The 26,637-nt window shown below is 54.5% G+C and carries 20 protein-coding genes and 1 pseudogene; 10 read left to right on the plus strand and 11 right to left on the minus strand.

Features of this window, described 5'->3' with window-relative positions; all coding sequences use genetic code 11:
- Positions 1-20 precede the first annotated feature (20 nt).
- The 4 genes and pseudogenes from hofC to nadC all read right to left on the minus strand — a co-directional run bounded on the left by hofC (position 21) and on the right by nadC (position 4,119).
- Positions 21-1,220 carry a protein transport protein HofC gene (gene hofC, locus ACRQ84_RS18595; protein ID WP_483816816.1) on the minus strand — a complete coding sequence of 400 codons (1,200 nt, stop codon included), beginning with the start codon at positions 1,218-1,220 and terminating at the stop codon, positions 21-23.
- Positions 1,213-2,601: pseudogene (gspE, locus tag ACRQ84_RS18600) on the minus strand (type II secretion system protein GspE). The gene hofC and the pseudogene gspE overlap by 8 nt, the downstream one beginning before the upstream one ends.
- Positions 2,601-3,044: a prepilin peptidase-dependent pilin gene (ppdD, locus tag ACRQ84_RS18605; protein ID WP_483816817.1), complete on the minus strand. Its 444-nt coding sequence runs from the start codon at positions 3,042-3,044 to the stop codon at positions 2,601-2,603. Before ppdD ends, gspE begins: the two are co-directional and overlap by 1 nt.
- Before the next feature lie 178 nt (positions 3,045-3,222).
- Entirely contained in the window at positions 3,223-4,119 is an 897-nt protein-coding gene (gene nadC / locus ACRQ84_RS18610) for a carboxylating nicotinate-nucleotide diphosphorylase (RefSeq protein ID WP_483816818.1), read from the minus strand.
- 182 nt (positions 4,120-4,301) lie between these two features.
- Here nadC and ampD point away from each other — a divergent pair, with 182 nt between their 5' ends.
- Together ampD and ampE are read left to right on the plus strand one after the other, a co-directional pair.
- Positions 4,302-4,853, plus strand: coding sequence for a 1,6-anhydro-N-acetylmuramyl-L-alanine amidase AmpD (ampD, locus tag ACRQ84_RS18615; protein WP_064737565.1), 552 nt, complete (start codon positions 4,302-4,304; stop codon positions 4,851-4,853).
- Between the two features lie 16 nt (positions 4,854-4,869).
- Positions 4,870-5,724: a beta-lactamase regulator AmpE gene (ampE, locus tag ACRQ84_RS18620; RefSeq protein WP_064737564.1), complete on the plus strand. Its 855-nt coding sequence runs from the start codon at positions 4,870-4,872 to the stop codon at positions 5,722-5,724.
- On the opposite strand, the gene ACRQ84_RS18625 is transcribed toward ampE, so the two are convergent.
- From ACRQ84_RS18625 to aroP, 3 genes are all read right to left on the minus strand, one after another.
- Positions 5,706-6,659: a glycoside hydrolase family 43 protein gene (locus ACRQ84_RS18625; protein ID WP_483816819.1), complete on the minus strand. Its 954-nt coding sequence runs from the start codon at positions 6,657-6,659 to the stop codon at positions 5,706-5,708. The two genes, ampE and ACRQ84_RS18625, sit on opposite strands and share 19 nt — an antisense overlap.
- Positions 6,656-8,062, minus strand: coding sequence for a glycoside-pentoside-hexuronide (GPH):cation symporter (locus ACRQ84_RS18630; RefSeq protein WP_483816820.1), 1,407 nt, complete (start codon positions 8,060-8,062; stop codon positions 6,656-6,658). The genes ACRQ84_RS18625 and ACRQ84_RS18630 overlap by 4 nt, the downstream gene beginning before the upstream one ends.
- Positions 8,063-8,224: 162 nt before the next feature.
- Positions 8,225-9,580 carry an aromatic amino acid transporter AroP gene (aroP, locus tag ACRQ84_RS18635; RefSeq protein WP_064737561.1) on the minus strand — a complete coding sequence of 452 codons (1,356 nt, stop codon included), beginning with the start codon at positions 9,578-9,580 and terminating at the stop codon, positions 8,225-8,227.
- 513 nt (positions 9,581-10,093) lie between these two features.
- Here aroP and pdhR point away from each other — a divergent pair.
- The 4 genes from pdhR (at position 10,094) to lpdA (ending at position 17,157) form a co-directional block, all read left to right on the plus strand.
- Positions 10,094-10,858, plus strand: a complete 765-nt coding sequence (pdhR, locus tag ACRQ84_RS18640) for a pyruvate dehydrogenase complex transcriptional repressor PdhR (RefSeq protein WP_064737560.1) — start codon at positions 10,094-10,096, stop codon at positions 10,856-10,858.
- Positions 10,859-10,985: 127 nt separating this feature from the next.
- Positions 10,986-13,652, plus strand: a complete 2,667-nt coding sequence (gene aceE, locus ACRQ84_RS18645; protein ID WP_064737559.1) for a pyruvate dehydrogenase (acetyl-transferring), homodimeric type — start codon at positions 10,986-10,988, stop codon at positions 13,650-13,652.
- A 14-nt stretch (positions 13,653-13,666) separates the two neighbouring features.
- On the plus strand, positions 13,667-15,559 hold the full coding sequence (aceF, locus tag ACRQ84_RS18650) for a pyruvate dehydrogenase complex dihydrolipoyllysine-residue acetyltransferase (protein ID WP_483816821.1): 1,893 nt from the start codon (positions 13,667-13,669) through the stop codon (positions 15,557-15,559).
- Positions 15,560-15,732: 173 nt separating this feature from the next.
- Positions 15,733-17,157 (plus strand): dihydrolipoyl dehydrogenase, encoded by a 1,425-nt coding sequence (lpdA, locus tag ACRQ84_RS18655; protein WP_007888688.1) that lies wholly within the window; start codon positions 15,733-15,735, stop codon positions 17,155-17,157.
- 144 nt (positions 17,158-17,301) lie between these two features.
- Here lpdA and ACRQ84_RS18660 read toward each other — a convergent pair whose 3' ends face one another.
- Positions 17,302-17,448, minus strand: a complete 147-nt coding sequence (locus ACRQ84_RS18660; RefSeq protein WP_137385164.1) for a Hok/Gef family protein — start codon at positions 17,446-17,448, stop codon at positions 17,302-17,304.
- Positions 17,449-17,696: 248 nt separating this feature from the next.
- Positions 17,697-18,626 (minus strand): LysR family transcriptional regulator, encoded by a 930-nt coding sequence (locus tag ACRQ84_RS18665; protein ID WP_483816822.1) that lies wholly within the window; start codon positions 18,624-18,626, stop codon positions 17,697-17,699.
- 98 nt (positions 18,627-18,724) lie between these two features.
- Between ACRQ84_RS18665 and ACRQ84_RS18670 the strand changes: the two genes are divergently transcribed.
- The 3 genes from ACRQ84_RS18670 to yacL all read left to right on the plus strand — a co-directional run bounded on the left by ACRQ84_RS18670 (position 18,725) and on the right by yacL (position 23,092).
- The gene (locus ACRQ84_RS18670) at positions 18,725-19,720 is read left to right on the plus strand and encodes an aldo/keto reductase (RefSeq protein WP_483816823.1); all 996 of its coding nucleotides are present in this window, start codon (positions 18,725-18,727) and stop codon (positions 19,718-19,720) included.
- 239 nt (positions 19,721-19,959) lie between these two features.
- A complete protein-coding gene (gene acnB / locus ACRQ84_RS18675) occupies positions 19,960-22,557 on the plus strand; it encodes a bifunctional aconitate hydratase 2/2-methylisocitrate dehydratase (RefSeq protein ID WP_483816824.1) in 2,598 nt (865 codons plus the stop codon).
- Between the two features lie 172 nt (positions 22,558-22,729).
- Entirely contained in the window at positions 22,730-23,092 is a 363-nt protein-coding gene (gene yacL, locus ACRQ84_RS18680; RefSeq protein WP_483816825.1) for a protein YacL, read from the plus strand.
- Positions 23,093-23,192: 100 nt separating this feature from the next.
- Here the strand turns inward: yacL and ACRQ84_RS18685 are convergent, their stop codons facing one another.
- Entirely contained in the window at positions 23,193-23,540 is a 348-nt protein-coding gene (locus tag ACRQ84_RS18685) for a YacC family pilotin-like protein (protein ID WP_064737544.1), read from the minus strand.
- A 177-nt stretch (positions 23,541-23,717) separates the two neighbouring features.
- Between ACRQ84_RS18685 and cueO the strand changes: the two genes are divergently transcribed.
- A complete protein-coding gene (cueO, locus tag ACRQ84_RS18690) occupies positions 23,718-25,307 on the plus strand; it encodes a multicopper oxidase CueO (protein WP_483816826.1) in 1,590 nt (529 codons plus the stop codon).
- On the opposite strand, the gene ACRQ84_RS18695 is transcribed toward cueO, so the two are convergent.
- Entirely contained in the window at positions 25,300-26,589 is a 1,290-nt protein-coding gene (locus tag ACRQ84_RS18695) for a cystathionine gamma-synthase family protein (protein ID WP_064737542.1), read from the minus strand. The two genes, cueO and ACRQ84_RS18695, sit on opposite strands and share 8 nt — an antisense overlap.
- Between the last annotated feature and the right edge of the window lie 48 nt (positions 26,590-26,637).

The raw sequence follows: 26,637 nt of genomic DNA on the forward strand, positions 1-26,637 counted from the left end.
GCACGCATCGCGTGTGCCCGTTAACGAATCGCATCGCCGAGACCAAATACCGGCAGATACATCGCAATCACTAATGTGCCAACAATCCCGCCAATTACCACCATCATCATCGGTTCCAGCGATGCAGCCAGAGCATCAGCTCGCGCTAATGTTTGCGATTCATGCCATTCCGCCAGTCGCGCGAGCATCACATCCAACGTACCCGCTTCTTCGCCCACTCGGATTAGCTGGGCACAAAGGGGTGTAAACAGTAGATGCTGTTGCAGCGCCTGATGCAGTGGCGCACCTGCAGCGATATGCTGTTGCAACTGAATAATGGCATCGCGCCACAAACGTGATACCAGCGTTACTTCCACCGCCTGGAGACTTTGCAGCAACGTTAAACCGGATTGCTGGGTAAGTTGCAGTATGGCGTAAATCTGGCTGAGCTGCCCGCCGCGCCATAGTGGTGATAACAGCGGCATGCGCAACAACCATTGATGTACGCGCTTTTGCCATGGTATTGAGCGCCGATAAGTCTGTTGCACAATTCCCAATACTGCGGCGCATACCAGCATCAGCGGCAGTGCGGCTTTCTGCAGCAGTTCAGACAGCGCCATTACCGCAGCTGTAAAAGCAGGCAGCGGTGCATCAAAGCTGGCATAGACGGAGACAAATTCAGGCAAAACAAAAAGCAGCATGCCAGCACTGACCCCAAGCGCCACCAGCAAGATAAACAGGGGATAACGCAGCGCCTTCACCACTTTTTGCCGTAAGTATTGTTGCTTACTTTGCTGCTGCGCCAATTGGCGACAGCACTCATCGAGTTGACCGGTTAACTCGCCTACCTGCATCAAGGCGGGGAACAGCGGTGGAAAGATCTGCGGCCACTCTTGCAATGCCTGTGAGAAGGGCTCACCGGCGATGACGCGGCGTTGCAATCCTTTCAGTAATATCCGCCAACCGGCATGTGGATGGCCTTCTGCCAGCAAAATCAGACTTTCCGCCAGCGGTAAGCCGGCTTTAAGTAGCGTCGCCAGTTGCCGCACCAGGTCAATTTTCTGTTGCCACTTCCAGTCGCGCGAGCGCCAGCATTTTCCGCGCAGCCAGCTCACAGGTAGCATTCCGCGATCGGAAAGTTGATTGAGCAGCGCATCCTGGTTGGCATTGAGCGACTCGCCTTCCTGCAACACACCCATTGTATCGAACGCCTGCCAGCGAAAATGATAGAGATTAGCCATCGCCGAGGCCCACCACGCGCTGCATCTCTTCAAATGAGGTATCGCCGCGACTTACCGCTTCCAAACCCGCAGTCAGCAAGGTCTTCATTCCCTGTTCATTTGCCAGCGTTAACAGATGTTCGAGCGGCATATCTGCTGAGATAGCATTCTGCAATTTGCTGGTCACCGGCAACACTTCAAACAGCGCTAGCCGCCCGTAATAGCCGGAGAAACAGTGATCGCAGCCTGGTGCTCGCCAGGTTTGCAGTGTGCCCGGCCAAAGTTCAGCTGGCAGGTGGGCGATGGCTTGTCCCGGCTGACGGCAATGCATACATAAGCGCCTGACCAGACGCTGCGCCACCACTAATTGCAAAGCGGGCCCGAGCAGATAACCGGGAATATCCATCTGACGCAGGCGCGTCAGCGTTTCAGCGGTCGAGTTAGTATGCAAAGTGGACAGCACCAGATGACCGGTCTGTGCTGCCTTAACGGCGATGCTGGCCGTCTCGGCATCACGGATTTCGCCTACCATAATGACATCGGGATCCTGACGCAGCAGTGCGCGCAACACACGATTGAAATCGAGCCCGCTGCGCGGTTGAATCTGCGTTTGATTAATGCCATCCAGCGGAATCTCAACTGGATCCTCCACGCTACATACATTCTTTTCTGGCACGTTAAGTGCGCTTAATCCGCTGTAAAGGGTGAAGGTTTTACCGCTGCCGGTGGGGCCTGTAACCAGAATCAAACCTTGCGGCTTCGCTAACGCGTTCTTAAGCAAACGTAGCTGTGCAGCGGGCATGCCGAGTTTATCAAGCGTAATGGCGCTATTTTCACTTTGCAGCAGACGCACCACGGCTTTTTCACCCTAGCTAATCGGCAGCGTGGAGAGACGAAATGCCGCCAGCTTGTCGTCTATTTCGAGCGTAAACTGCCCATCCTGCGGTAAACGCCGTTCGGCGATATCCAATCCGCCCAGGATTTTCAGGCGCGCCAGAATCGCAGCAGGTTGCGCTTCTAACGGCTGAGACAGTTTGTGTAACACGCCATCAATGCGCAGACGCACGCGCAATCCATGGCGTTGCGGTTCGAAATGTATATCTGATGCGCGGCGCTGAATTGCCTGACGCAAAATCTGGTCCACTGCATTAATCGCAGACTCTGCGCTGGCATGTTCACGTGGCGCGACCGCCGATTCCGGTTCGTGTAGCAACTGTTCAAGTCGCGCCGCAGGCCAGCATTCAACATCGACTTTGCATTGGCTAGCGAACTGCAGCGCCTCCAGCAGCAACGGATCGGGCGTCTCTGCTACTGCAACCCGGAGAAGCGTAGTGTCATGGTGTAAAATAACCGCCTGATAACGTGCGCACAAAGCTTGCAGCTGAGCATGAGGATTCTCCATCAGTTGGCATCCTTATCGGCAAAGCGGAACTGTTCAAGGCAGCTATCGCGCAGGCTGCTGTTATCGCTGGCGCAGCTGCGTTGCCAGCTCAAGGTGCCATCGGCAGCACTCCAGATGGGCAACATGTCGACCGTCAGTCCGCTGAGACTTTCCTGCCCGGTCAGGTTGATCGCACCGTTAACCACGCTAAGCGTTGCCACATAGCGCGAACCTTTGGCCGCAGGAATGCCACGTTGTCCCGCCTGACATTGTGCGGGTCCGCCGCGTTCGATGGCGCACAGTTCAACGGCTGTTTTGTAGGGCACCATAGTTTGCAGCATGTCAGTAAGCGCTGCGCGTTGCAGGTAGTTTTGATAGGCCGGTAAACCGATGGCGCTGAGAATGGCAACGATGCCAATCACAATCATCAATTCGATAAGCGTAAAACCGCGTTGTCTTTCCATAGTAAAGCTCCTTGTTGTGGAGCCGCTAAGGTAGAAAAGCGGGAAGGAAAGCGGAAGTCAGGTGTGCGCGAGGCTGGAAAGCATCGCGCAGAGAATCGTCACGATTACAGTGAGGATAACAGAATTCTGGAAGCCATCTCGCAACTCTGCCGCGCAGGAAGGCGGCGAAATCGGGGCATCAAATCTCGCTGAAACGCATCGACAGATCCAGCGCGTGCACATGTTTGGTCAGCGCTCCCACGGAAACATAATCGACACCGGTTTGGGCAATCTGTGGCAGTGTGGCTTCCGTCACGTTGCCAGAGACTTCCAGCAGCGCTTGCTTGTTGGTCAGCACTACCGCGTCATGCATCATTTCAAGGCTGAAGTTATCCAGCATGATAATGTCTGCACCAGCATCAATGGCATCCTGCAGTTCGGTTAGTGATTCGACTTCAACTTCCACTGGCACATCGGGCGAAAGCCACAGGGCTTTTTCCACCGCATTGCGTACCGAACCGCTGGCGATAATATGGTTTTCTTTTATCAGGAAGGCATCCGAGAGGCCCAAACGGTGGTTGTTACCGCCACCACATAGCACGGCATATTTAAGTGCGGTACGCAGGCCGGGCAAGGTCTTGCGTGTGTCGAGCAGTTGGGTTTCGCTACCCGCTAACAGGGCGACGTAACGGCTGACCTCGCTGGCAACGCCAGACAGCGTTTGCACGAAGTTGAGCGCGGTACGTTCAGCGGTTAACAGCAGGCGCGCTGGGCCTGTAAGTTCGAACAGTAACTGATCGGCAACCAGCGTTTGACCATCTTCGACATGCCAGGTGAGGGTAACTTTGTTCCCAAGTTGGATAAACACTTCTTCCACCCAGCGTTTACCACAAAAAACACCGGGTTCACGGGTGATCACTTTTGCGACCGCTTGCTTCTCGGCGGGCAGCAACAATGCGGTGATGTCGCGATCCGCATCCACTTCACCGCCGAGATCCTCCTGGAGCGCGCGGGCCACGGCTTCCGGAATATCTTGCTCAATTCGTTTAATCAGTTCCTGACGGCGATGATCGGGATCGTAACGACGCGTTGCCATGGTTTTGCCACTCCACAAGACGAGATTTCGTGCGCTCACCTTAGCCTGATTTATTGGCCAATGCCAGTTGCTACGGGTGAAATGTTTAGTATCCTGAACTCGCGCTCGCCGGCGCATTAAGTCGCAAGCCTGCTGGATGAAACATGGTATTCTCAGCCTGATTTTGCTTAGGATTTAACAGCATGAAACTGGAAGAGGGCTGGATTACCAGCGCGCGCAAAGTACCTTCACCACACTTCAATCAGCGTCCAAATGATGAAGTGCCCTCGCTGCTGGTGATTCACAACATCAGTTTGCCGCCCGGTGAGTTTGGCGGACCGTGGATTGATCGGTTGTTTACCGGCACCTTGCCGGCCGATGCGCATCCCTATTTTGCTGACATTGCCCATTTACGCGTGGCGGCGCACTGTTTAATCCGCCGCGACGGCGAGCTGGTGCAATACGTCTCTTTCGATCAGCGTGCCTGGCACGCCGGCGTTTCACAGTTTGAAGGACGTGAAAGCTGCAACGATTTTTCGATGGGCATTGAACTGGAAGGCACCGATACGCTGCCCTATACCGATGCGCAGTACGCGACTTTGCAACAGGTGACTCATCTCCTGTTGCAGCACTATCCGTTGACGCCTGCGCGCATCACCGGCCATAGCGATATCGCACCAGAGCGGAAAACCGATCCCGGTTCATCTTTTGACTGGTCGCGTTATAAAGAATCCATCCGGCAGGAGAATCCCTGAGACAGCAGGAGCAGGTATGACGTTGTTTAGCTTGTTATTAGTTTTAGGTTGGGAACGCCTTTTTAAGTTAGGTGAACACTGGCAGCTGGATCATCGGCTGGAGCCGTTGTTCCGTGGTCGTCAGCGTTTTTCCTTACTGCGCACGCTGATGATGACCGTCATCGCGATGCTGATCGTCTGGCTGGTGGTATGGAGCCTGAAAGGTATTCTGTTTGGCGTGGCGCAATTGCTGTTCTGGATTGTGGTGGGACTGCTGTGTATCGGCGCTGGATCGGTGCGATTGCACTATCACAACTATCTCAAAGCCGCGAGCCATGACGATGAAGCGGCCCATCAGGCGATGGCGGCCGAGCTGACGTTGATTCACGGTGTGCCCGTTGAGTGCAGCGAGCGCGAATTCTTGCGGGAACTGCAGAATGCACTGATTTGGATTAACTTCCGCTTCTATCTTGCACCACTGTTCTGGTTTGTGGTGGGGGGCCCGTACGGCCCGGTGCTGCTGGTGGGCTATGCATTTCTGCGTGCGTGGCAGAGCTGGCTGGCGAAACATCACTCGCCGTTGGAGCGCTCGCAGTCTGGCGTTGATCGTCTGCTGCACCTGCTTGACTGGATTCCCGTCCGTTTAGCGGGGGTGGCCTACGCGCTGCTCGGCCATGGCGAACGTGCGCTGCCCGCATGGTTTGCCGCGTTAGGCGATCTGCATCGCCCGCAATATCAGGTGCTGACCAGCCTGGCGCAGTTCTCGCTGGCACGCGATCCACACATGGATAAAGTCGAAACGCCACGTGTTGCGGTGGCGTTGGCGAAACGCATTTCCCTGGTGCTGGTGGTGGTTGTCGCACTGTTGACCATCTACGGCACGCTGGTGTGATCGGCTGGCGGTACACCGAAATCCGGTGTGCCGTCTGCGCGCCAGTCGAAGTATTTCAATCGCGTATGGCGATTCGGGTCCCACAGTGGATCGCCCTCAATTTCCGTGTAATTGCGTGCGTGATACACCAGCACCGCTCTTCCCGCTTCATCCACCGTAAAGCTGTTATGCCCTGGTCCGTATTGCTGATTATCCCAACTGGTGGCAAATACCGGCCGTGCAGATTTGTGCCAGGCGCTGCTGTTGAGCGGATCGGCCAACACATCAATACTTAATATCCCCAGACAGTAATTTTCATCGGTCGCGCTGGCAGAATAGGTGACAAACAGCTTATCACCATGCTGAATCACCGCCGGACCTTCATTGACGCTGAACCCCGCACATTCCCATTCGTACTCGGGGCGGCTCAGCATCAGCGGGGCACTTTTCAACGTCCACGGATTAAGCAACTCGGCGAGATAAAGATTGGAGTTACCGGGAATCGCCGGATCCTTTTGCGCCCACAGATACCAGTGTTTGCCTTGATGATGGAAGTAGGTGGCATCAAGAGAGAAGGAGTCGATGGGCGTATGCACGCGACGACAAGGTTGCCAGTCACCGCTCAGCGGATCGGCATCATCGCACACCAGCGCATACATGCGGTGCTGAAACAAACCGTCCTTAATCGCGCGTGTTGGCGCGGCGGCAAAATAGATCACCCATTGTCCATTAATGTGATGGAGTTCCGGTGCCCAAATTAGCGCGCTGAAGGGGCCAGTATCCGGTTTGTGCCACACCGTAACGGCTTCAGCCTCAATCAGGCCAGCCAGCGTGGTCGCGTAACGAAGCTCTAGCCGGTCATATTCCGGCACCGAGGCGATAAAATAGTAGCCATCGGCGTGACGAAGAATGAAGGGATCGGCGCGTTGCGTAATAAAAGGGTTGGGCCAGCTCATTTGATCTCTCCTGGTTGCGTAGTCGTAGCGGATGCGATAGGGGATATGGCGTGTGAATGAGTACGGCGCAGTGCCAGATCGGCCTGAATCGTACGCATTAAATTGCGATCGACTTTCATTAACCGCACTACGCCCGCGGTAATCAAATATCCCACTCCCGGAATCACGGTGAACAGCAGCATGATGCCGTTAATGGCGTGAGGTGCTTGTTGTTTCGCGCCGGCATCGTAGCCATAAATCGATAGCAGGAACCCGACCATCGCGCCCGCAACGGCCAGTCCGACCTTGAGGAAGAACAGGTTGCCGGAGAAGCTCATGCCGGTGATGCGTTTGCCCGTTTTCCATTCGCCATAATCATCTACGTCGGCCATCAGTGACCAATGCAGCGGAGACGGAATTTGGTGCAGAATATTCAGCAGGAAGTAGGCGATCACCACCGCCACGGTGGCATGCGGATCGATCCAGTAGAAGCCGCAGGAGAACAGCGCCAGCGCGATGTTAGTCCAGAAGAACACCTTGAGCTTGCACCAGCGATCGGTGAGGATTTTCGCCAGCGTGCTGCCGAACATCATGCCGATAACGCCAAGGCTGATGAACAGCGTGGCGAAATGTGTTGATTGCCCCATCACCCAGGTGACGTAATACATGGTGGCGGCCATGCGAATAAATCCGGGGCAGACGTTGCAGAAGGTCAGTAGCAGAATGCGCACCCACTGATCGTTTTTCCACACGTCGCGCAGATCCTGTTTTAAATCATCGTTGCTCGGTGTCGCAGGGCGAATGCGCTCGCGCACTGTGGCAAAGCAGAACAGGAACATCACCAAACCGATCAGTGCCAGCACGCTCATCGCCATTTGATAGCCGCGTGCTTTGTTGTCGCCGCCAAACCACTCGGCCATCGGCAGTAGCGAAAGCGAGAGAATCAGCGTGGCGATGCCCACCATCACGAAGCGATACGATTGACAGGACACGCGCTCACCGGGATCGTTGGTTATCACGCCGCCCAGCGAGCAGTAAGGAATGTTGATAGCGGTGTAAGTGAGTGACATCAGGAAGTAGGTGACAAACGCCCAGATGACTTTGTTGTCGTAGCTCCACTCCGGCGTAGTGAACATCAACACGCTAAACAGCACGTAAGGCACGGAAACCCACAGTAGCCACGGGCGGAAACGGCCCCAGCGGCTTTGCGTGCGGTCGGCAATGGCGCCCATGATGGGATCGGTGATGGCGTCGAGCACGCGCACCGACAGCAGTAGCGTGCCGACCAGCGCCGGGGCTAAACCGAATACATCAGTGTAGAAATAATTGAGGAACAGCATGATGGCACCGCCAATCATGTTGCATCCGGCATCGCCCATGCCGTATCCCAGTTTCTCTCTGAACGAGAGGGCTGCTCCTTTCATTGATCGTCTCCAGCGATATGATGAGCAGAAATTATCTGTGCAAAATCAGTAATCTGCTGGGGAGCAAATGGTCGGGAAGATGGACAAAACGCGCGGGCGAAGAAAAGTGTGAGCCAGATCAGAAGTGCTGCCCGGCAACAGCGTGCCGGGCAGGGAACAACATTAGACTTTCTGTAGTTTGTTCTTGATGGTGTAACCGATACCCAGAATCACCAACCACACCGGAATCAGCCATACCGAAATCGCCATACCCGGCGTCATCAGCATGATCACCAGCACACCGGCGAGGAACACTAAGCAGATCCAGTTACCCAGCGGATAGAGCACCGCTTTAAAGCGGGTGGTCACGCCTTGCTGATCTTTCTTCTTGCGGAATTTCAGGTGCGCGAGGCTGATCATCGCCCAGTTGATCACCAGCGCAGACACCACCAACGCCATCAGCAGGCCAAAAGCTTCGCCCGGCATCAGGTAGTTGATCAGTACGCACAGCAGGGTTGCAACGGCAGAGACCAGAATGGTAGCAACCGGTACGCCGCGGCTATCAACTTTCAGCAGCGCTTTCGGCGCGTTGCCTTGTTGCGCGAGGCCAAACAGCATACGACTGTTGCAGTAAACGCAGCTGTTGTAGACCGACAACGCCGCCGTCAGGATCACCACGTTCAGCGCGTTGGCAACAAAGGCATCGCCCAGCTCATGGAAAATCAGCACAAACGGGCTGGTATCCGCCGTCACGCGTGTCCACGGCAGCAGCGACAGCAGCACGGCGAGTGAGCCGATATAGAAAATCAGAATACGCCACAGCACCTGATTGGTGGCTTTAGGAATGCTCTCTTGCGGATTGTCGGCTTCTGCGGCGGTGATACCCACCAGCTCCAGACCACCAAAGGAGAACATGATGATCGCCATCATCATCACTAATCCGGTCATGCCGTGTGGCAGGAAGCCGCCCTGATCCCACAGGTTGCTGACGCTGGCCTGCGGGCCACCGTTGCCGCTAAACAGCAACCAGCCACCGAACAGAATCATGCCGATGACCGCAACCACTTTAATAATCGCGAACCAGAACTCCATCTCACCAAACACTTTCACGTTGGTCAGGTTGATGGCGTTGATCAGCACAAAGAAGATGGCAGCCGTGGCCCACGTTGGGAAATCTGGCCACCAGAACTGCACGTATTTACCGACGGCGGTAAGCTCAGCCATCGCCACCAGCACATACAGCACCCAGTAGTTCCAGCCCGAGGCGAAACCGGCAAAGTTGCCCCAATATTTGTAGGCGAAATGGCTAAAGCTGCCGGCAACCGGCTCTTCAACCACCATTTCGCCCAGTTGGCGCATAATCAGAAAGGCAATAAAACCGGCGATCGCATAACCGAGAATAACGGCAGGACCGGCCGACTTAATCACTGATGCGCTGCCCAGAAACAAGCCAGTACCTACGGCTCCGCCCAGCGCAATCAGCTGAATATGGCGATTCTTCAAGCCGCGGTGCAGCGTGTCGCCTTGCTGTTGTTCCATACAAACCTCGTGATGTTGTTATTGTGCGCCTGCAGTGCACGCACGCTAAGGCTGTTGACCTTAATGTATTCTTTTCTTTACGGTATCTGGCGTGCTGTGTGCATGCATGAGCTACCACGGCGTTCAGAATAGTGATAAGCGCGCTGCTTTGCACCTGCTTTTGCTTTTTGTGCTGAGAGATGACTGAAAAAGCAGCAGCATCCTCTACCAACCCATCACATTCTTTCTGCCATGAAAAAACCGCTAACACGAATAGGTTTCCCTTATAGTTGCGCGGCTGAAGGGCGGCTAACTCAGTGTAAGGTTAGGTAAAAGTGCAATTCATTAACATTTGGCGAGGCCCGCCGTTTTTTCGCTTTATCCCGGTGGGTTAGCGCAGCAGCCCTACGATCTTCCCCTGAAGTGTGACCGCGTCCATATAGACACAAGGTGAATACTTTGTTACTTTACCGGCACCATTTTTCAATTGGTATTACCAATTTACTCCGGACGTTTGGCTGATAAGAAGGGAAGATGGCTTACAGTAAAATTCGCCAACCTAAGCTCTCCGATGCGATTGAGCAGCAGCTGGAATCCCTCATTATGGAAGGGACGCTTCAGCCGGGTGAAAAACTGCTCCCCGAGCGTGAACTGGCGAAACAGTTTGATGTCTCACGTCCATCCTTGCGCGAAGCGATTCAGAGCCTGGAAGCTAAAGGTCTGCTGTTGCGTCGCCAGGGCGGCGGCACCTTCGTCCAGAAAAATCTCTGGCAAAGCCTGAGCGACCCGCTGGTCGGTCTGCTTGCCGAACATCCAGAATCTCAGTTTGACCTGCTGGAAACCCGCCACGCGCTGGAAGGCGTTGCTGCCTATTACGCGGCGCTGCGGGGGACCGATGAAGATTTGCAGCGCATCCGTGACTGCCATCTTCACATTCAGCAGGCACAGGACAGCGGCGATCTCGACGCAGAAGCCGATGCCGTGATGAAGTATCAGATCGCTGTCACAGAAGCAGCCCATAATGTGGTGCTGCTGCATCTGCTACGTTCCATGGGCCCTATGCTGGAACAAAACGTTCGTCAGAATTTTGAATTGCTCTACGCTCGTCGGGAAATGCTGGCGAAAGTGAGTGGTCACCGCGCCAGTATTTACGAGGCGATTGTGGCGCGTGAGCCAGAACAAGCACGCGAGGCATCCCATCGTCACCTGGCGTTCATTGAGGAAATCTTGCTGGATAGAAGTCGGGAGCAGAGTCGTCGTGAACGCTCCCTGCGTCGTTTACAGCAACGTAAGGAATAACGCACGGCAACGAACGTGCGGAAAACACGACGGGCCTGTCTTCTTGTGCTGTGAACCAGAAACAAAGCACAAGCAGACAGGCTCCTGATAATTTCAACGTATTAGACACAGATAAGGAATACACCCCATGTCAGAACGTTTACAGAATGACGTGGATCCGATCGAAACTCGTGATTGGCTACAAGCGATCGAATCGGTCATCCGTGAAGAAGGTGTTGAGCGCGCGCAGTATCTGATTGATCAGGTAATGAGCGCAGCACGCAAAGGTGGCGTGAAAGTTGCCGCAGGTTCCTCTGCAATCAGCAACTACATTAACTCTATTGCTGTTGAAGATGAGCCGGATTATCCGGGCAACACCTCTCTTGAACGTCGTATCCGTTCCGCAATTCGTTGGAACGCCATTATGTCGGTGCTGCGTGCGTCGAAGAAAGATCTGGAGCTGGGCGGCCATATGTCCTCCTTCCAGTCTTCCGCGACCATTTATGAAGTGTGCTTTAACCACTTCTTCCGCGCGCGTAGCGACAAAGACGGCGGCGATCTGGTTTTCTTCCAGGGTCACATTTCTCCAGGTATCTACGCCCGCGCCTTCCTTGAAGGTCGTCTGACCGAAGATCAAATGAACAACTTCCGTCAGGAAGTGCAGGGCAAAGGTCTCTCTTCTTACCCGCACCCGAAACTGATGCCGGACTTCTGGCAGTTCCCAACCGTATCAATGGGCCTGGGTCCGTTGAACGCGATCTATCAGGCGAAATTCCTGAAGTATCTGGAACACCGCGGTCTGAAAGACACCTCAGCACAAACCGTTTACGCCTTCCTCGGCGATGGCGAGATGGATGAGCCGGAATCCAAAGGTGCGATCACCATCGCCACCCGCGAGAAGCTGGACAACCTGGTGTTCATCATCAACTGTAACCTGCAGCGTCTGGATGGCCCGGTCACCGGTAACGGTAAGATCATCAACGAGCTGGAAGGCATCTTTGCCGGTGCTGGCTGGAACGTGATCAAAGTGATTTGGGGCGGTCGCTGGGATGAACTGCTGCGCCAGGACACGAGCGGCAAGCTGATTCAGCTGATGAACGAAACCGTTGATGGCGATTACCAGACCTTCAAATCCCGTAACGGCGCGTACGTGCGTGAGCACTTCTTCGGTAAATACCCGGAAACCGCAGCGCTGGTGAAAGACTGGTCAGACGAAGAGATCTTCGCGCTGAACCGCGGCGGCCACGATCCGAAGAAAGTCTACGCTGCACTGAAAAAAGCGCAGGAGACCAAAGGTCAGCCAACGCTGATTCTGGCACATACCATTAAAGGTTATGGTATGGGCGACACGGCCGAAGGTAAAAACATCGCGCACCAGGTTAAGAAGATGAACATGGATGGCGTTCGCTACATCCGCGATCGCTTCAATGTGCCAGTGGCCGATGACAAAATCGAAGAGCTGCCCTACGTCACCTTCGAAAAAGGCTCTGAAGAGTACAACTATCTGCACGGTCAGCGTGAGAAGTTGGGCGGCTATCTGCCAACGCGTCAGGCGGAGTTCAGCGAGAAGCTGGAAATGCCAACGCTGGAAGAGTTCCGTCCGCTGCTGGAAGAGCAGAATAAAGAGATCTCCACCACCATCGCTTTCGTGCGTGCCCTGAACGTGATGCTGAAGAACAAGTCGATCAAAGATCGTCTGGTTCCGATCCTTGCCGACGAAGCCCGTACCTTCGGTATGGAAGGTCTGTTCCGTCAGATTGGTATCTACAGCCCGAACGGTCAGCAGTACACCCCGCAGGACCGCGAGCAGGTTGCTTACTATAAAGAAGACGAGAAAGGTCAGATTCTGCAGGAAGGGATCAACGAGCTGGGCGCAGGTTCATCCTGGCTGGCGGCGGCGACCTCTTACAGCACCAACAACCTGCCGATGATTCCGTTCTACATCTATTACTCGATGTTCGGCTTCCAGCGCATCGGCGATCTGATGTGGCTGGCCGGCGATATGCAGGCGCGCGGCTTCCTGGTCGGCGGCACCTCCGGTCGTACTACACTGAACGGCGAAGGTTTGCAGCACGAAGATGGTCACAGCCACATTCAGTCGCTGACTATCCCGAACTGTATCTCTTACGATCCGTCTTACGCGTACGAAATCGCGGTCATCATGCAAGATGGCTTGGTGCGTATGTACGGCGAAGCGCAGGAAAACATCTACTACTACATCACCACGCTGAACGAAAACTACCACATGCCGGCGATGCCGCAGGGTGCGGAAGAGGGTATCCGTAAGGGTATCTACAAGCTGGAAACCGTAGAAGGTAGCAAAGGCAAAGTGCAGCTGCTGGGTTCAGGTTCGATTCTGCGTCACGTGCGTGAAGCCGCGCAGATCCTGGCGAAAGATTACGGCATCGCTTCTGACGTCTACAGCGTGACCTCGTTCACCGAGCTGGCGCGTGATGGTCAGGATTGTGAGCGCTGGAACATGCTGCACCCAACTGATGAGCCACGCGTACCGTACATCGCGCAAGTGATGAACGAAGCACCGGCCGTCGCATCGACCGACTACATGAAGCTGTTCGCAGAACAGGTTCGCAGCTACGTGCCTTCCAGTGATTATCGCGTGTTGGGTACCGATGGCTTCGGTCGCTCCGACAGCCGTGAAAACCTGCGTCACCACTTCGAAGTGGATGCATCGTATGTGGTTGTGGCTGCGCTGGGTGAGCTGGCTAAACGCGGCGATATCGATAAGAAAGTGGTGGCAGAAGCAATCACCAAGTTCAATATCGACGCCGATAAAGTTAACCCGCGTCTGGCATAAGAGGTAAGAGAGTAATGGCTATCGAAATTAACGTGCCGGACATCGGGGCGGACGAAGTTGAAGTCACCGAAATCCTGGTAAAGGTGGGCGACAAAGTTGAAGCTGAACAGTCGCTGATCACCGTGGAAGGCGATAAAGCCTCTATGGAAGTGCCTTCGCCGCAGGCAGGCGTGGTGAAAGAGATCAAAATCTCAACCGGTGACAAAGTGGAAACCGGCTCGCTTATCATGATCTTTGACGCTGAAGGTGCCGCAGAAGCGGCGCCAGCGCCAGCAGAAGAGAAGAAAGCGGACGCTGCGCCTGCTCCAGCTGCTGCCGCTGCGGTCAGCAAAGAGGTCAACGTACCAGACATCGGCGGCGATGAAGTGGAAGTCACCGAGATTCTGGTCAAAGTTGGCGACACCGTGGCTGCTGAGCAGTCGCTGATCACCGTTGAAGGCGACAAAGCCTCAATGGAAGTACCCGCGCCGTTCGCGGGCGTGGTGAAAGAGATCAAAATCGCCACCGGCGATAAAGTGAATACCGGTTCACTGATCATGGTGTTCGAAGCCGAAGGTGCAGCGCCGGCTGCGGCTCCAGCAGCCAAACAGGAAGCGGCTCCAGCAGCAGCACCTGCGGCCTCTGGCGCGAAAGACGTCAACGTGCCAGACATTGGCGGCGATGAAGTTGAAGTCACCGAAATCCTGGTGAAAGTGGGCGACAAAGTTGCTGCTGAGCAATCATTGATTGTGGTTGAAGGCGACAAAGCCTCAATGGAAGTGCCAGCACCGTTTGCCGGTACCGTGAAAGAGTTGAAAGTGTCGACGGGCGATAAAGTCAGCACCGGTAAACTGATTATGGTGTTTGAAGTGGAAGGCGCGGCACCGGCTGCGGCTCCAGCAGCCAAACAGGAAGCGGCTCCAGCGGCAGAAGCAGCGAAACCTGCAGCGGCCCCAGCAGCAGCGAAAGCGGATGCTAAGAGCGAGTTCGCGGAGAATGATGCTTACGTACACGCTACCCCGGTGATTCGTCGTCTGGCGCGCGAGTTCGGTGTTAACCTGGCGAAAGTCAAAGGCACCGGCCGTAAAGGTCGCATTCTGAAAGAAGACGTGCAGACGTACGTTAAAGACGCGGTGAAACGCGCTGAAGCGGCTCCGGCTGCAGCAGCCAGCGGCGGAAGCCTGCCAGGTCTGCTGCCTTGGCCGAAAGTGGACTTCAGCAAGTTCGGCGAAATCGAAGAAGTGGAACTGGGCCGTATCCAGAAAATCTCCGGTGCTAACCTGAGCCGTAACTGGGTGGTTATCCCGCACGTTACGCATTTCGACAAAACCGATATCACCGATCTGGAAGCGTTCCGTAAGCAGCAGAATGCTGAAGCGGAGAAACGTAAACTGGATGTGAAATTCACGCCAGTGGTGTTCATCATGAAAGCCGTTGCTGCGGCTCTTGAGCAGATGCCACGCTTCAACAGTTCACTGTCTGAAGATGCACAGAAACTGACGCTGAAGAAATACATCAACATCGGTGTGGCGGTGGATACGCCAAACGGTCTGGTGGTTCCGGTGTTCAAAGATGTGAACAAAAAAGGCATCACTGAACTGTCGCGCGAGCTGATGGCGATCTCTAAGAAAGCACGTGATGGCAAGCTGACCGCCGGCGACATGCAGGGCGGTTGCTTCACCATCTCCAGCCTTGGCGGCTTGGGTACCACGCACTTCGCGCCGATCGTCAATGCGCCGGAAGTGGCTATCCTCGGTGTTTCCAAGTCAGCGATGGAGCCGGTGTGGAACGGTAAAGAGTTTGAGCCGCGTCTGATGATGCCAATCTCACTCTCCTTCGACCACCGCGTGATCGACGGTGCTGATGGTGCGCGCTTTATCACCATCATCAACAACACACTGTCCGACATTCGCCGTCTGGTGATGTGACGTTAATCAAGGCCGGCGTAAGCCGGCCTTGTTGTAAGCATTCAATGTTGCCGCGGTTGGCAGTTTGTTAACAATTCTGTAAACTCTCGCGGTGAAATGTCCCGGCGGATATAGGGCATTAGAGCTTGGGAAAAGCTTTTTCCTGACTGCCGGTAATCAAACAAGAGGTCATGATGAGTACAGAGATTAAAACTCAAGTCGTGGTACTTGGGGCAGGTCCTGCAGGTTACTCTGCAGCCTTCCGTTGCGCTGATTTAGGTCTGGAAACCGTAATCGTTGAGCGTTACAGCACCCTCGGCGGTGTTTGTCTGAACGTAGGCTGTATCCCGTCAAAAGCGCTGCTGCACGTCGCTAAAGTGATCGACGAAGCAAAAGCCCTCGAAGAGCACGGTATCGTGTTTGGCCAGCCGCAAACTGACATCGACAAAATTCGTTCGTGGAAAGAGAAGGTTATCAACCAGCTCACTGGCGGCCTCGCGGGTATGGCGAAAGGTCGTAAAGTGAAGGTGGTGACTGGCCTCGGCAAATTCACCGGTGCTAACACGCTGGTGGTAGAAGGTGAAGGTGGCGCAACCACCATTAACTTCGATAACGCGATTATCGCGGCCGGTTCTCGTCCAATCGAACTGCCATTTATTCCGCACAACGATCCGCGCGTGTGGGACTCTACCGATGCGCTGGAACTGAAAGAAGTGCCGAAGCGTCTGCTGGTCATGGGCGGCGGCATCATCGGTCTGGAAATGGCCACTGTTTACAAAGCACTGGGTTCAGAGATCGACGTGGTTGAGATGTTCGACCAGGTGATTCCGGCTGCCGATAAGGACGTGGTTAAAGTCTTCACCAAGCGTATCAGCAAGAAATTCAATCTGATGCTGGAAACCAAAGTCACCGCGGTTGAAGCGAAAGACGACGGTATTTACGTATCGATGGAAGGCAAAAAAGCGCCCGCTGACGCCCAGCGTTACGACGCGGTGCTGGTGGCGATTGGCCGTGTACCAAACGGTAAAGGTCTGGATGCCGGTAAAGCGGGCGTGGAAGTGGACGATCGCGGCTTCATCCGCGTCGACAAGCAGATGCGCACCAACGTACCGCACATCTATGCCATCGGTGACATCGTGGGTCAGCCAATGCTGGCGCACAAAGGTGTGCATGAAGGCCACGTAGCGGCGGAAGTGATCTCCGGTCTGAAGCACTACTTCGACCCGAAAGTGATCCCATCTATTGCGTATACTGAGCCAGAAGTTGCCTGGGTTGGTCTGACCGAGAAAGAAGCCAAAGAGAAAGGCATCAGCTACGAAGTGTCCACCTTCCCGTGGGCGGCTTCAGGCCGTGCGATCGCTTCTGATTGTGCAGACGGTATGACCAAGCTGATCTTCGACAAAGAAACGCACCGTGTTATCGGTGGCGCGATTGTCGGGACCAACGGCGGCGAGCTGCTGGGTGAAATTGGTCTGGCGATTGAAATGGGCTGTGATGCCGAAGATATCGCACTGACCATTCACGCGCACCCAACGCTGCATGAGTCTGTCGGCCTGGCCGCCGAAATATTCGAAGGTAGCATCACGGACCTGCCGAATCCAAAAGCGAAAAAGAAATAATTTTCCGCTTTAAATAAATTAACGGCTCCTTTAAGGAGCCGTTTTTTATTAGTGGTTCTGTTTAATAAAAGAAAGAAAAAAGGCGCGTGAGCCAACACATGCGCAATGCCGGAATAGCGGGAGCGAACTCCCGCTAGTGAAGTTTTACTGTTGTGCTTCGTAAGCCATAACAGCCGATAATTCAGCAGTGAATATCCGTAATCGTAATTCACAGAGTGAACTGCGATTAACCAGACACAATCCTAATAGAATGAGCCCGCTGATAATCAGCTTGCTGAATATTGACTTCATAGTCACGTTCCTCTTGATTTAGCACGAGCAAGCGACTACCCTGACATTGTCTAGGTGTTAGGGTATGTTGCTTGCTCGTGCGGTTAATGAAAGTTAACTGCACGATTTTACGCTCCACAACCTACCTCAATCTTTTCAGCTTGAAGCAAGTTGCCTCAAGCGCCCGCAGGCAGTCTACGCCAAAATTTTTTTATTTCACCTTAATTTTAAAGTTATTTAAATTAATCATTTTGTTTTTATTTAATTATTTAAATAGATCGCGTAATGGATGTATTTAATTGGTTGTTCGTTTCCTTAAGCCAGTCAATAAAATTCCGCAGTGGCGCTGAAAGATATTTACGACTTGGATAGTAGAGCCAGAATCCTTCTTCTAGCGCAGTAAATTCGGTGAGTATTTCAATTAAATCGCCGCGTTCTAAATCTTTCCGCACCGTGCCTTCATGCAAAAAAGCAATGCCCACGCCTGCACGCGCCGCCTGTAAAATCCGTTCATTGTTATCCAGCACTAATGCACCTTTCACTGCCACTTCCTGTCGGCGGCCATCCTGCCAGAATTCCCAGCGATAACGTCGCCCACTCGGGAAGCGTCGCTCAATGCAGGGGAACTGCAGCAGCTCAGCGGGTTCACGCGGTATACCGTGCTGAGCTATAAAGGCTGGGCTCGCCACCGCCAGCGCTCGCATCGGCGCGCCAAATGGCACCGCCACCATATCCTGCGCCAGCACATCGCCGTAGCGCACGCCCGCATCAAACCCAGCCTCTACGATATCCAGCAGCGAATCGTTGCTATCGATCTCAAGCGTGATCTCGGGATAGCGCAGTAAGAACGGCAAAATAAGCGCATCGAAGAACAGCGCTTCCGCCGATCGCGGCATGCTGATACGCAAATTGCCGCGTGGATCGCTGCGCCAGTCATTGAGCTCGTCTACCGCTTGCGCCAGATCGGCCAGAGCAGGCTGAATACGTTGTAAAAAGCGTTCTCCCGCTTCGGTCAGCGCAACTTTGCGCGTGGTGCGGTTCAGCAGACGCACGCCCAGGCGCGCTTCGAAATGTCGCATCGCATGGCTCAGGCTGGAAGGCGTGACGTTGCGCTCTTCGGCTGCTTTACGAAAGCTCAGGTGCTGCGCGATGGCAGCAAACATTTCCAGTTCCTGCATAGACGCACGGTAATTATTCATTGCTGAGTTTTACTCACTAAATCGGCAAAAATAGCTCAATTGTTGCCGTGATTGCTGAGGTTTATAACATTAACACCAACAGCTAAGAGGATAAAACCGTGCAACAACGTCAATTAGGCAATCAGGGATTACAGGTTTCGGCGCTGGGATTAGGCTGCATGGGCATGAGCTTCGCCTATGGTCAAAATGATGAAAAGCAGGCGCTGAATACCCTGGCGCGCGCATTTGAGCTGGGCGTCGATTTCCTCGATAGCGCCGAAGTCTACGGTCCTTTTCTTAATGAAACCCTGCTGGCGAAAGCCATCAAAGGCCGCAGCGATATCAAAGTGGCCACAAAATTTGGCTTCCGCATCACCGAACAGGGTGAAGGTTGGCAGCGGGTTACCGGCGTAAATAGCGATCCCGCACATATCCGACGCGCGGTCGAGGGATCGCTACAACGTCTCGGCGTAGAGACGATTGAGCTGCTGTATCAGCATCGCCTCGATCCGGCCGTGCCAATCGAAGAGGTGGTGGGGGTGATGGCGGATTTGGTACGCGAAGGAAAAGTAAAGTATCTCGGCCTGTCGGAAGTTTCATCCGCTACGTTACGCCGTGCCCACGCGGTGCATCCGATTTCGGCGCTACAAAGCGAATACTCGCTGTGGTCGCGCGACCCTGAGCAGGAGATTCTCGCCACCTGCCGTAAACTTAAGGTGGGCTTTGTTCCTTATAGTCCGCTGGGACGCGGCTTCCTGACCGGGAAATTCCCGGCGGCTTCGAGCTTAGCCGAAGATGATTTCCGTCGTTCTTTACCGCGTTTCCAGCAGGATGCGCAGGCACATAACCAGAAGTTAGTGAATCAACTTTCTGCGATGGCTTCAGGTTATGACGCTACAGCCGCCCAGCTAGCATTGGCGTGGGTGCTGGCGAAAGGTGACTTTATCGTGCCGATTCCCGGAGCCAGTAAAATCGCCCATCTGGAACAGAACTGCGCCGCCGCCGATTTAACATTACGCGGGGTTGATGTCGCCACGCTGGATGAGCTGTTCAGCGTGCACAATATTCAGGGCGCACGTTATAACGACAGCGAGTTTATATTGGTCGATCGATAATCGTTTTCTCCTCATTTATGCAGCAAGCAGGCTTTCAACGCCTGCTTTTTTATGTGATCGCGCGCAATCCGCAGACGAACCTGCTAAATAACGCGCGGATGTTGCTTTTTTGTAAACAGATTAACAATCAGGCGAAATGCTGCTATGCTGCCCCACGCGGAACCGGGCACCTCACCCTACTGTTCGACAGCATCAAGGGGTGCGCCGGAAAGCTATACAATGAGAGCGAGGAGAACGTCGTGCTAGAAGAATACCGTAAGCACGTTGCCGAGCGTGCTGCCCAGGGAATCGTACCTAAGCCGTTAGATGCTTCCCAAATGGCCGCGCTGGTTGAACTGCTGAAAAACCCGCCAGCGGGTGAAGAAGAATTCCTGACCGACCTGTTGGTCAACCGTGTCCCACCAGGTGTTGATGAAGCGGCTTATGTTAAAGCCGGTTTCCTGGCAGCTGTCACTAAGGGCGAAGCCCACTCTCCTCTGGTTACTCGCGAAAAAGCCGTTGAGCTGCTGGGCACCATGCAGGGCGGTTATAACATCCATGCGCTGATTGAAGCGTTAGAAGATGAAGCCTTAGCACCGATTGCTGGCGAAGCCTTGTCCCACACGCTGCTGATGTTCGATAACTTCTACGATGTCGAAGAGAAAGCGAAAGCGGGTAACCCACACGCGAAAAAAATCATCCAGTCCTGGGCCGATGCCGAATGGTTCCTGAAGCGTCCAAAACTGGCTGAAAAAATCACCACCACCGTGTTCAAAGTGACCGGCGAAACCAACACCGACGACCTCTCCCCGGCGCCGGATGCATGGTCACGTCCGGATATTCCACTGCACGCGCTGGCGATGCTGAAAAACGCCCGTGAAGGTATCGAACCCGACGATGCCGGTAACGTTGGACCGATCAAACAGATCGAAGCGCTGCAGACCAAGGGCTTCCCACTGACTTATGTCGGTGATGTGGTCGGTACCGGTTCTTCACGTAAATCCGCCACCAACTCGGTGCTGTGGTTTATGGGCGACGATATCCCCTATGTGCCGAACAAAAAGGGCGGCGGTTTATGCCTCGGCGGTAAAATTGCTCCAATCTTCTTCAACACCATGGAAGATGCTGGCGCATTGCCAATCGAACTTGATGTTGATCGCCTGAACATGGGCGATGTCATCGACGTCTACCCGTATAAAGGCGAAGTGCGCAATCACGAAACCGACGAATTGCTGGCGACCTTCGAGCTGAAGACCGAGGTGCTGCTGGACGAAGTGCGTGCGGGTGGTCGTATTCCGCTGATTATCGGTCGTGGCTTAACCACCAAAGCGCGCGAATCACTCGGTTTGCCGCACAGCGATGTGTTCGTGCAAGCCAAAGATGTTGCCGCCAGCACCCGTGGTTACTCACTGGCGCAGAAAATGGTCGGTCGTGCATGCGGCGTAGCAGGTGTTCGTCCGGGCGCTTACTGCGAACCCAAAATGACGTCTGTCGGTTCTCAGGACACTACCGGTCCAATGACCCGTGATGAACTTAAAGATCTGGCGTGCCTCGGCTTCTCCGCTGATCTGGTGATGCAGTCCTTCTGCCATACCGCGGCCTATCCGAAGCCGGTTGACGTGACCACGCACCATACGCTGCCAGACTTCATCATGAACCGTGGCGGCGTCTCGCTGCGTCCGGGTGATGGTATTATTCATAGCTGGCTGAACCGTATGCTGCTGCCAGATACCGTAGGAACCGGTGGTGATTCACACACCCGCTTCCCAATTGGTATTTCCTTCCCGGCGGGTTCGGGTCTGGTGGCGTTTGCGGCTGCGACCGGCGTGATGCCGCTGGATATGCCGGAATCGGTGCTGGTGCGTTTCAAAGGTAAAATGCAGCCTGGCATCACTCTGCGCGATCTGGTCCACGCGATTCCACTGTACGCAATCAAAGCTGGCTTGCTGACCGTTGAGAAGAAAGGGAAGAAAAATATCTTCTCTGGACGCATTCTGGAAATTGAAGGTCTGCCAGACTTGAAAGTTGAGCAGGCATTTGAACTCTCAGATGCATCAGCCGAACGCTCTGCCGCCGGTTGTTCAATCAAGTTGAGCAAAGAGCCGATTATCGAGTATTTGAACTCTAACATCGTGCTGCTGAAGTGGATGATCTCGGAAGGCTACGGCGATCGTCGTACGCTGGAGCGCCGCGTTGAAGGCATGGAAAAATGGCTGGCCGATCCGCAACTGCTGGAAGGCGATGCGGATGCTGACTACGCTGCGGTGATCGACATCGATCTGGCGGACATTAAAGAGCCCATTCTCTGTGCACCGAACGATCCAGACGATGCACGTTGGTTGTCTGACGTGCAGGGCGAGCAAATCGATGAAGTATTTATCGGTTCGTGCATGACTAACATCGGTCACTTCCGCGCAGCCGGCAAACTGCTGGATGCCCATAAAGGCCAGCTGCCAACCCGTCTTTGGGTTGCGCCGCCGACTAAAATGGACGCCGCGCAGCTGACTGAAGAGGGCTATTACAGCGTGTTCGGTAAGAGCGGCGCGCGTATCGAGATTCCGGGCTGTTCACTGTGCATGGGTAACCAGGCGCGAGTGAAGGATGGCGCGACGGTGGTTTCCACCTCCACGCGTAACTTCCCGAACCGTCTGGGTAATGGTGCGAACGTCTTCCTGGCATCGGCTGAACTGGCCGCGGTAGCCTCGCTACTCGGTAAATTGCCAACGCCGGACGAGTACCAACAGTTTATGTTGCAGGTGGATAAGACCGCGGCAGACACTTACCGTTACCTCAACTTTGATCAGCTGGGACAATACACTGACAAAGCAGATAGCGTAATCTTCCAGACTGCCGTTTAATCGGTTATCGGGATGAACTGAGGGACGATGAAAATCGTCCCTTTTTTTATGCCCTTTTTTCTGCTGACATCTCCAGGCATAATGCGAGCGCGATCCCACTTTATTCAGCGTGCTGCGCACAAAATGCACTAATACGCTGCCGCACGGCACGTCATCAGTAAGAGGCAAACCCATGGAGTATGAATTTCTGCGTGATTTGACCGGTCAGGTCAAAGTGCGTATGTCGATGGACCACGAAGCGGTGGGGCACTGGTTCAATGAAGAGGTCAAAGACAATCTGCCGTTACTGGATGAGGTTGAGGCTGCAGCTAAGCAGGTGAAAGGTACCATCAATCAGTGGCAGCGTGTCGGGCATGAATACACGCTATGGCTGGATGAAGAAGAGGTGATGATTCGTGCCAATCAGCTGGCGCTGGAAGATGATGGCATGGAAGAGGGGATGACCTATTACGATGAAGAGAGTTTGTCGTTTTGCGGTGTGGAAGACTTCCTCGCGGTGATTGCGGCTTATCGGCGGTTTTTAGCCGGTAAATAACACTGACGCATTGACGCGTTCCTGCTGCTATTTGGCTGCGATTGGAATTAACCTCACAATGCGCTGCGTCGCCCTCTCCCGTGGAAGAGGGCTGGGCTGATTACTTAACGTAAGCCAGTAAACTCAACGAATCGCGCGCCAGCGACTTACATTTTTTGTCGTTGGTAATGGCGATGCCGCTCAAATCCTTGTAGCTCTCTTCGCCAAGCGACTTCATATTGTAGTTACTGTAGTTGCTTAAATCCCAACGGTTCTGTTGGGCGAAAAACACCAGCGCTTTGCGAATCTGCGCGTCCGGCAAATCCTGATAACCACAATCGTTCTTGAGATAAACGAACACGGCGGTGAGGTCTGCCAGATCTTCAGCTTCGGATTCGCTTAGAGCAAAACTGGTGGAGGAGAAGCCAAGGAGTCCCGCCAGCAGCAGGATCTTGATGCCTTTCGTCATAATCATTCTCAACAAGGGACAATTTATTGACGTTAGCACAGTTATTGCCGCTATTCCGCTAAATTTGCCCTTTCGGGCCATTCCCCCGCTTTTTCTCGGCGCATTCTGTTTCAGGACTTGACCCTCCCGCAGGGTAAAGGTTTACGCTGTGCCCATATTCACGATAAGGATAAGAATATGCAACGTCGTCATTTTCTAAAATTGACTGCCGCACTCAGCGCCGCCGGTGCGCTGCCGCTGTGGAGCCGTTCACTAATGGCCGCCACGCGCCCCTTATTGCCGATCCCTTCCATTTTGGAACCTGACGCACGCGGCCAATACACGCTGACCGCCATGGCCGGCAGCAGCCAATGGAACGGTAAAGCGGTGCCAACCTGGGGTTACAACGGAGGATTGCTCGGTCCCGCGCTGCGTCTGCAGCGTGAAAAAGCCGTCACGGTGAATATCCATAACCAGCTTCCTGAGGCAACGACCTTGCACTGGCATGGACTGGAAATTCCCGGTGATGTTGATGGTGGACCGCAGGGCATCATTGCGCCGGGTGCCACGCGTCAGGTGAGTTTCACCCCCGATCAACCCGCCGCGACCTGCTGGTTCCATCCGCATCAACATGGCAAAACGGGTTACCATGTAGCGCAAGGCCTTGCCGGTTTAGTGCTGCTGGAAGATGAAGCATCCGGTCAGTTGCGTTTGCCGATGCAGTGGGGCGAAGACGATGTGCCGCTGATTTTCCAGGATAAGCAGTTGAACAAAGCGGGCACGCAAATCGATTATCAGCTTGATATTATGCGTGCCGCCGTCGGCTGGTTCGGCGATCTGATGCTCACGAACGGCGTACAATATCCACAGCATGCAGTCCCACGCGGCTGGCTGCGCCTGCGTTTGCTTAACGGTTGTAACGCGCGTTCACTGCATATCGCCACCAGCGATCAACGTCCGCTGTATGTGATCGGCAGCGACGGCGGTTTGCTGGCCGAGCCGGTGAAAGTTTCGAGCCTGCCGCTGTTGCCGGGCGAGCGTTTTGAAGTGCTGGTGGATACCTCAGATGGCAAAGCCTTCGACGTGGTGACGCTGCCGGTCACGCAGATGGGCATGACGCTGGCGCCGTTCGATCAGCCGCTGCCGCTGGTCAACATACTGCCGCTGCGTGTGATGGCGAGCGGCACGTTGCCAGACCAGTTGGTGGATCTGCCGCCGGTCCCTTCCACTGACGGCCTGCAAAGCCGTTGGCTGCAGCTGATGATGGATCCGCAACTCGATCAGCAAGGTATGCAGGCGCTAAGGGATCGTTACGGCGATAAAGCCATGGCCGGCATGAAAATGGATCACGGCAATATGGTCATGAGTAACAGCACTAAGCCGATGGATCATGGCGATATGGCGATGGATCACGGCAGCCACGGTAAAGCCGCCGCGTATGATTTCCACAATGGTAACAAGATCAACGGCCAGGCGTTCAACATGACTAAGCCGATGTTCAATGTCGAATTAGGCAAGCTGGAAAAGTGGACCATCTCCGGCGAAGGCGATCACATGCTGCATCCGTTCCACATTCACGGCACGCAGTTCCGCATTCTGTCAGAAAACGGCAAGCCGCCAGCGGCACATCGCGCCGGCTGGAAAGACATGGTCAGCGTCAACGGCTGGCGCAGCGAAGTGTTGGTGCGCTTCAATTATGTCGCCAATGCCGACCATGCCTATATGGCGCATTGTCATCTGCTGGAGCATGAAGATACCGGCATGATGCTCGGTTTTAGCGTCAGTTAACCGAGGCTTCCAGCGCCAGGCGGATATCTTCGATTAAATCATCAGGATGCTCGATACCAATCGACAAGCGCACAGTGGCATCGCTGATGCCAATGCGCTGCCGCACATCCTGCGGCACGCCCGAATGGGTGGTGCTAGCAGGATGGCTGGCGAGCGATTCGGTGCCGCCGAGGCTCACCGCCAACTTGAACAGTTCCAGCGTATTAAGGAAACGGAACGCTGCCGGTTGCCCACCACGAATATCAAATGAGAAGGTTGAACCCGCGCCGCTGCATTGACGCTGATACGTTTTACCGGCGGGACTCTCCGCATCCAGATACGGCAGCCAATGCAATTTTTCCACCTGCGGATGATCGCGCAAAAACGCCGCGACTTGCCCGGCATTGCTGGTGGCTTTCTCCATGCGCAGCGATAGCGTTTCCAGCGAGCGGCCAAGCATCCAGCTGGAGTGCGGATCCAACTGCGTGCCGATGGCACTGCGCAGCGAGCGCACTTTGCCGACCAGCGCTTTACTGCCGAGCACTGCGCCAGCAATTAAATCCGAATGCCCGCCGACATATTTGGTCAGTGAATAGAGCGACAAATCCGCGCCGTGCTGCAACGGATGCTGAAACACCGGGCCGAGCAGCGTGTTATCGCAGGCGAGGATTGGCCGTGAACCTTGCTGCTGCGCAATCACATCCGCCACTTGTTGCATCAACTGAATGTCTACCAGGCTGTTGGTGGGATTGGCGGGGGTCTCAATCAAAATCAGCGCCACGCGTCCGCGCTGCCACGCCAGCTTCGCCGCTTCATGCACCTTGTCTTCATTGGTGCCATCGCTGAAACCCACCGCTTTGATCTCCAAATCGTGCAGCGTTTTGCTCAGCAGGGTTTCGGTACCGCCGTACAGCGGCTGAGAATGCAGAATCACTTCGCCCGGACGCGCAAACGTCAGCAGCGTGGTGGCAATCGCCGACATGCCGGAGGAGAACAGCGCCGCGCTTTCAGCGCCTTCATACACCGCCAGCCGATCCTCAACGATTTCGCTGTTGGGATGGTTAAAGCGTGAATAGACCAATCCGCCACTTTTGCCTTCTGGCGGCTGCTTGCGTCCGGCGACAAAATCGAAAAAATCCTGTCCCTCTTCCGCGCTGTTAAACACAAAGGTGGAGGTGAGAAACACCGGCGGTTTCACCGCACCTTCCGACAGCTGCGGATCGTAACCGTAATTCAACATCTGCGTTTCCGGGTGCAACTCGCGCGTACCAATCCTGGTCTTTTTACTGGATGAAGCGGTCATAGGAACTCCAGAACTCAACGGTGAAGGGGCGGACGTGTCACTACAGTT

Origin of the sequence: Pantoea sp. E2023-21 (assembly GCF_051302795.1) — a bacterium.
Taxonomy (GTDB): domain Bacteria; phylum Pseudomonadota; class Gammaproteobacteria; order Enterobacterales; family Enterobacteriaceae; genus Pantoea; species Pantoea ludwigii_A.

Bases quoted from the DNA above. Each gene is read 5' to 3' on its own strand.
- hofC (WP_483816816.1), bottom strand. From the start codon at position 1,220: ATGGCTAATCTCTATCATTTTCGCTGGCAGGCGTTCGATACAATGGGT.
- ppdD (WP_483816817.1), bottom strand. From the start codon at position 3,044: ATGGAAAGACAACGCGGTTTTACGCTTATCGAATTGATGATTGTGATT.
- nadC (WP_483816818.1), bottom strand. From the start codon at position 4,119: ATGGCAACGCGTCGTTACGATCCCGATCATCGCCGTCAGGAACTGATT.
- ampD (WP_064737565.1), top strand. From the start codon at position 4,302: ATGAAACTGGAAGAGGGCTGGATTACCAGCGCGCGCAAAGTACCTTCA.
- ampE (WP_064737564.1), top strand. From the start codon at position 4,870: ATGACGTTGTTTAGCTTGTTATTAGTTTTAGGTTGGGAACGCCTTTTT.
- ACRQ84_RS18625 (WP_483816819.1), bottom strand. From the start codon at position 6,659: ATGAGCTGGCCCAACCCTTTTATTACGCAACGCGCCGATCCCTTCATT.
- ACRQ84_RS18630 (WP_483816820.1), bottom strand. From the start codon at position 8,062: ATGAAAGGAGCAGCCCTCTCGTTCAGAGAGAAACTGGGATACGGCATG.
- aroP (WP_064737561.1), bottom strand. From the start codon at position 9,580: ATGGAACAACAGCAAGGCGACACGCTGCACCGCGGCTTGAAGAATCGC.
- pdhR (WP_064737560.1), top strand. From the start codon at position 10,094: ATGGCTTACAGTAAAATTCGCCAACCTAAGCTCTCCGATGCGATTGAG.
- aceE (WP_064737559.1), top strand. From the start codon at position 10,986: ATGTCAGAACGTTTACAGAATGACGTGGATCCGATCGAAACTCGTGAT.
- aceF (WP_483816821.1), top strand. From the start codon at position 13,667: ATGGCTATCGAAATTAACGTGCCGGACATCGGGGCGGACGAAGTTGAA.
- lpdA (WP_007888688.1), top strand. From the start codon at position 15,733: ATGAGTACAGAGATTAAAACTCAAGTCGTGGTACTTGGGGCAGGTCCT.
- ACRQ84_RS18660 (WP_137385164.1), bottom strand. From the start codon at position 17,448: ATGAAGTCAATATTCAGCAAGCTGATTATCAGCGGGCTCATTCTATTA.
- ACRQ84_RS18665 (WP_483816822.1), bottom strand. From the start codon at position 18,626: ATGAATAATTACCGTGCGTCTATGCAGGAACTGGAAATGTTTGCTGCC.
- yacL (WP_483816825.1), top strand. From the start codon at position 22,730: ATGGAGTATGAATTTCTGCGTGATTTGACCGGTCAGGTCAAAGTGCGT.
- ACRQ84_RS18685 (WP_064737544.1), bottom strand. From the start codon at position 23,540: ATGACGAAAGGCATCAAGATCCTGCTGCTGGCGGGACTCCTTGGCTTC.
- cueO (WP_483816826.1), top strand. From the start codon at position 23,718: ATGCAACGTCGTCATTTTCTAAAATTGACTGCCGCACTCAGCGCCGCC.
- ACRQ84_RS18695 (WP_064737542.1), bottom strand. From the start codon at position 26,589: ATGACCGCTTCATCCAGTAAAAAGACCAGGATTGGTACGCGCGAGTTG.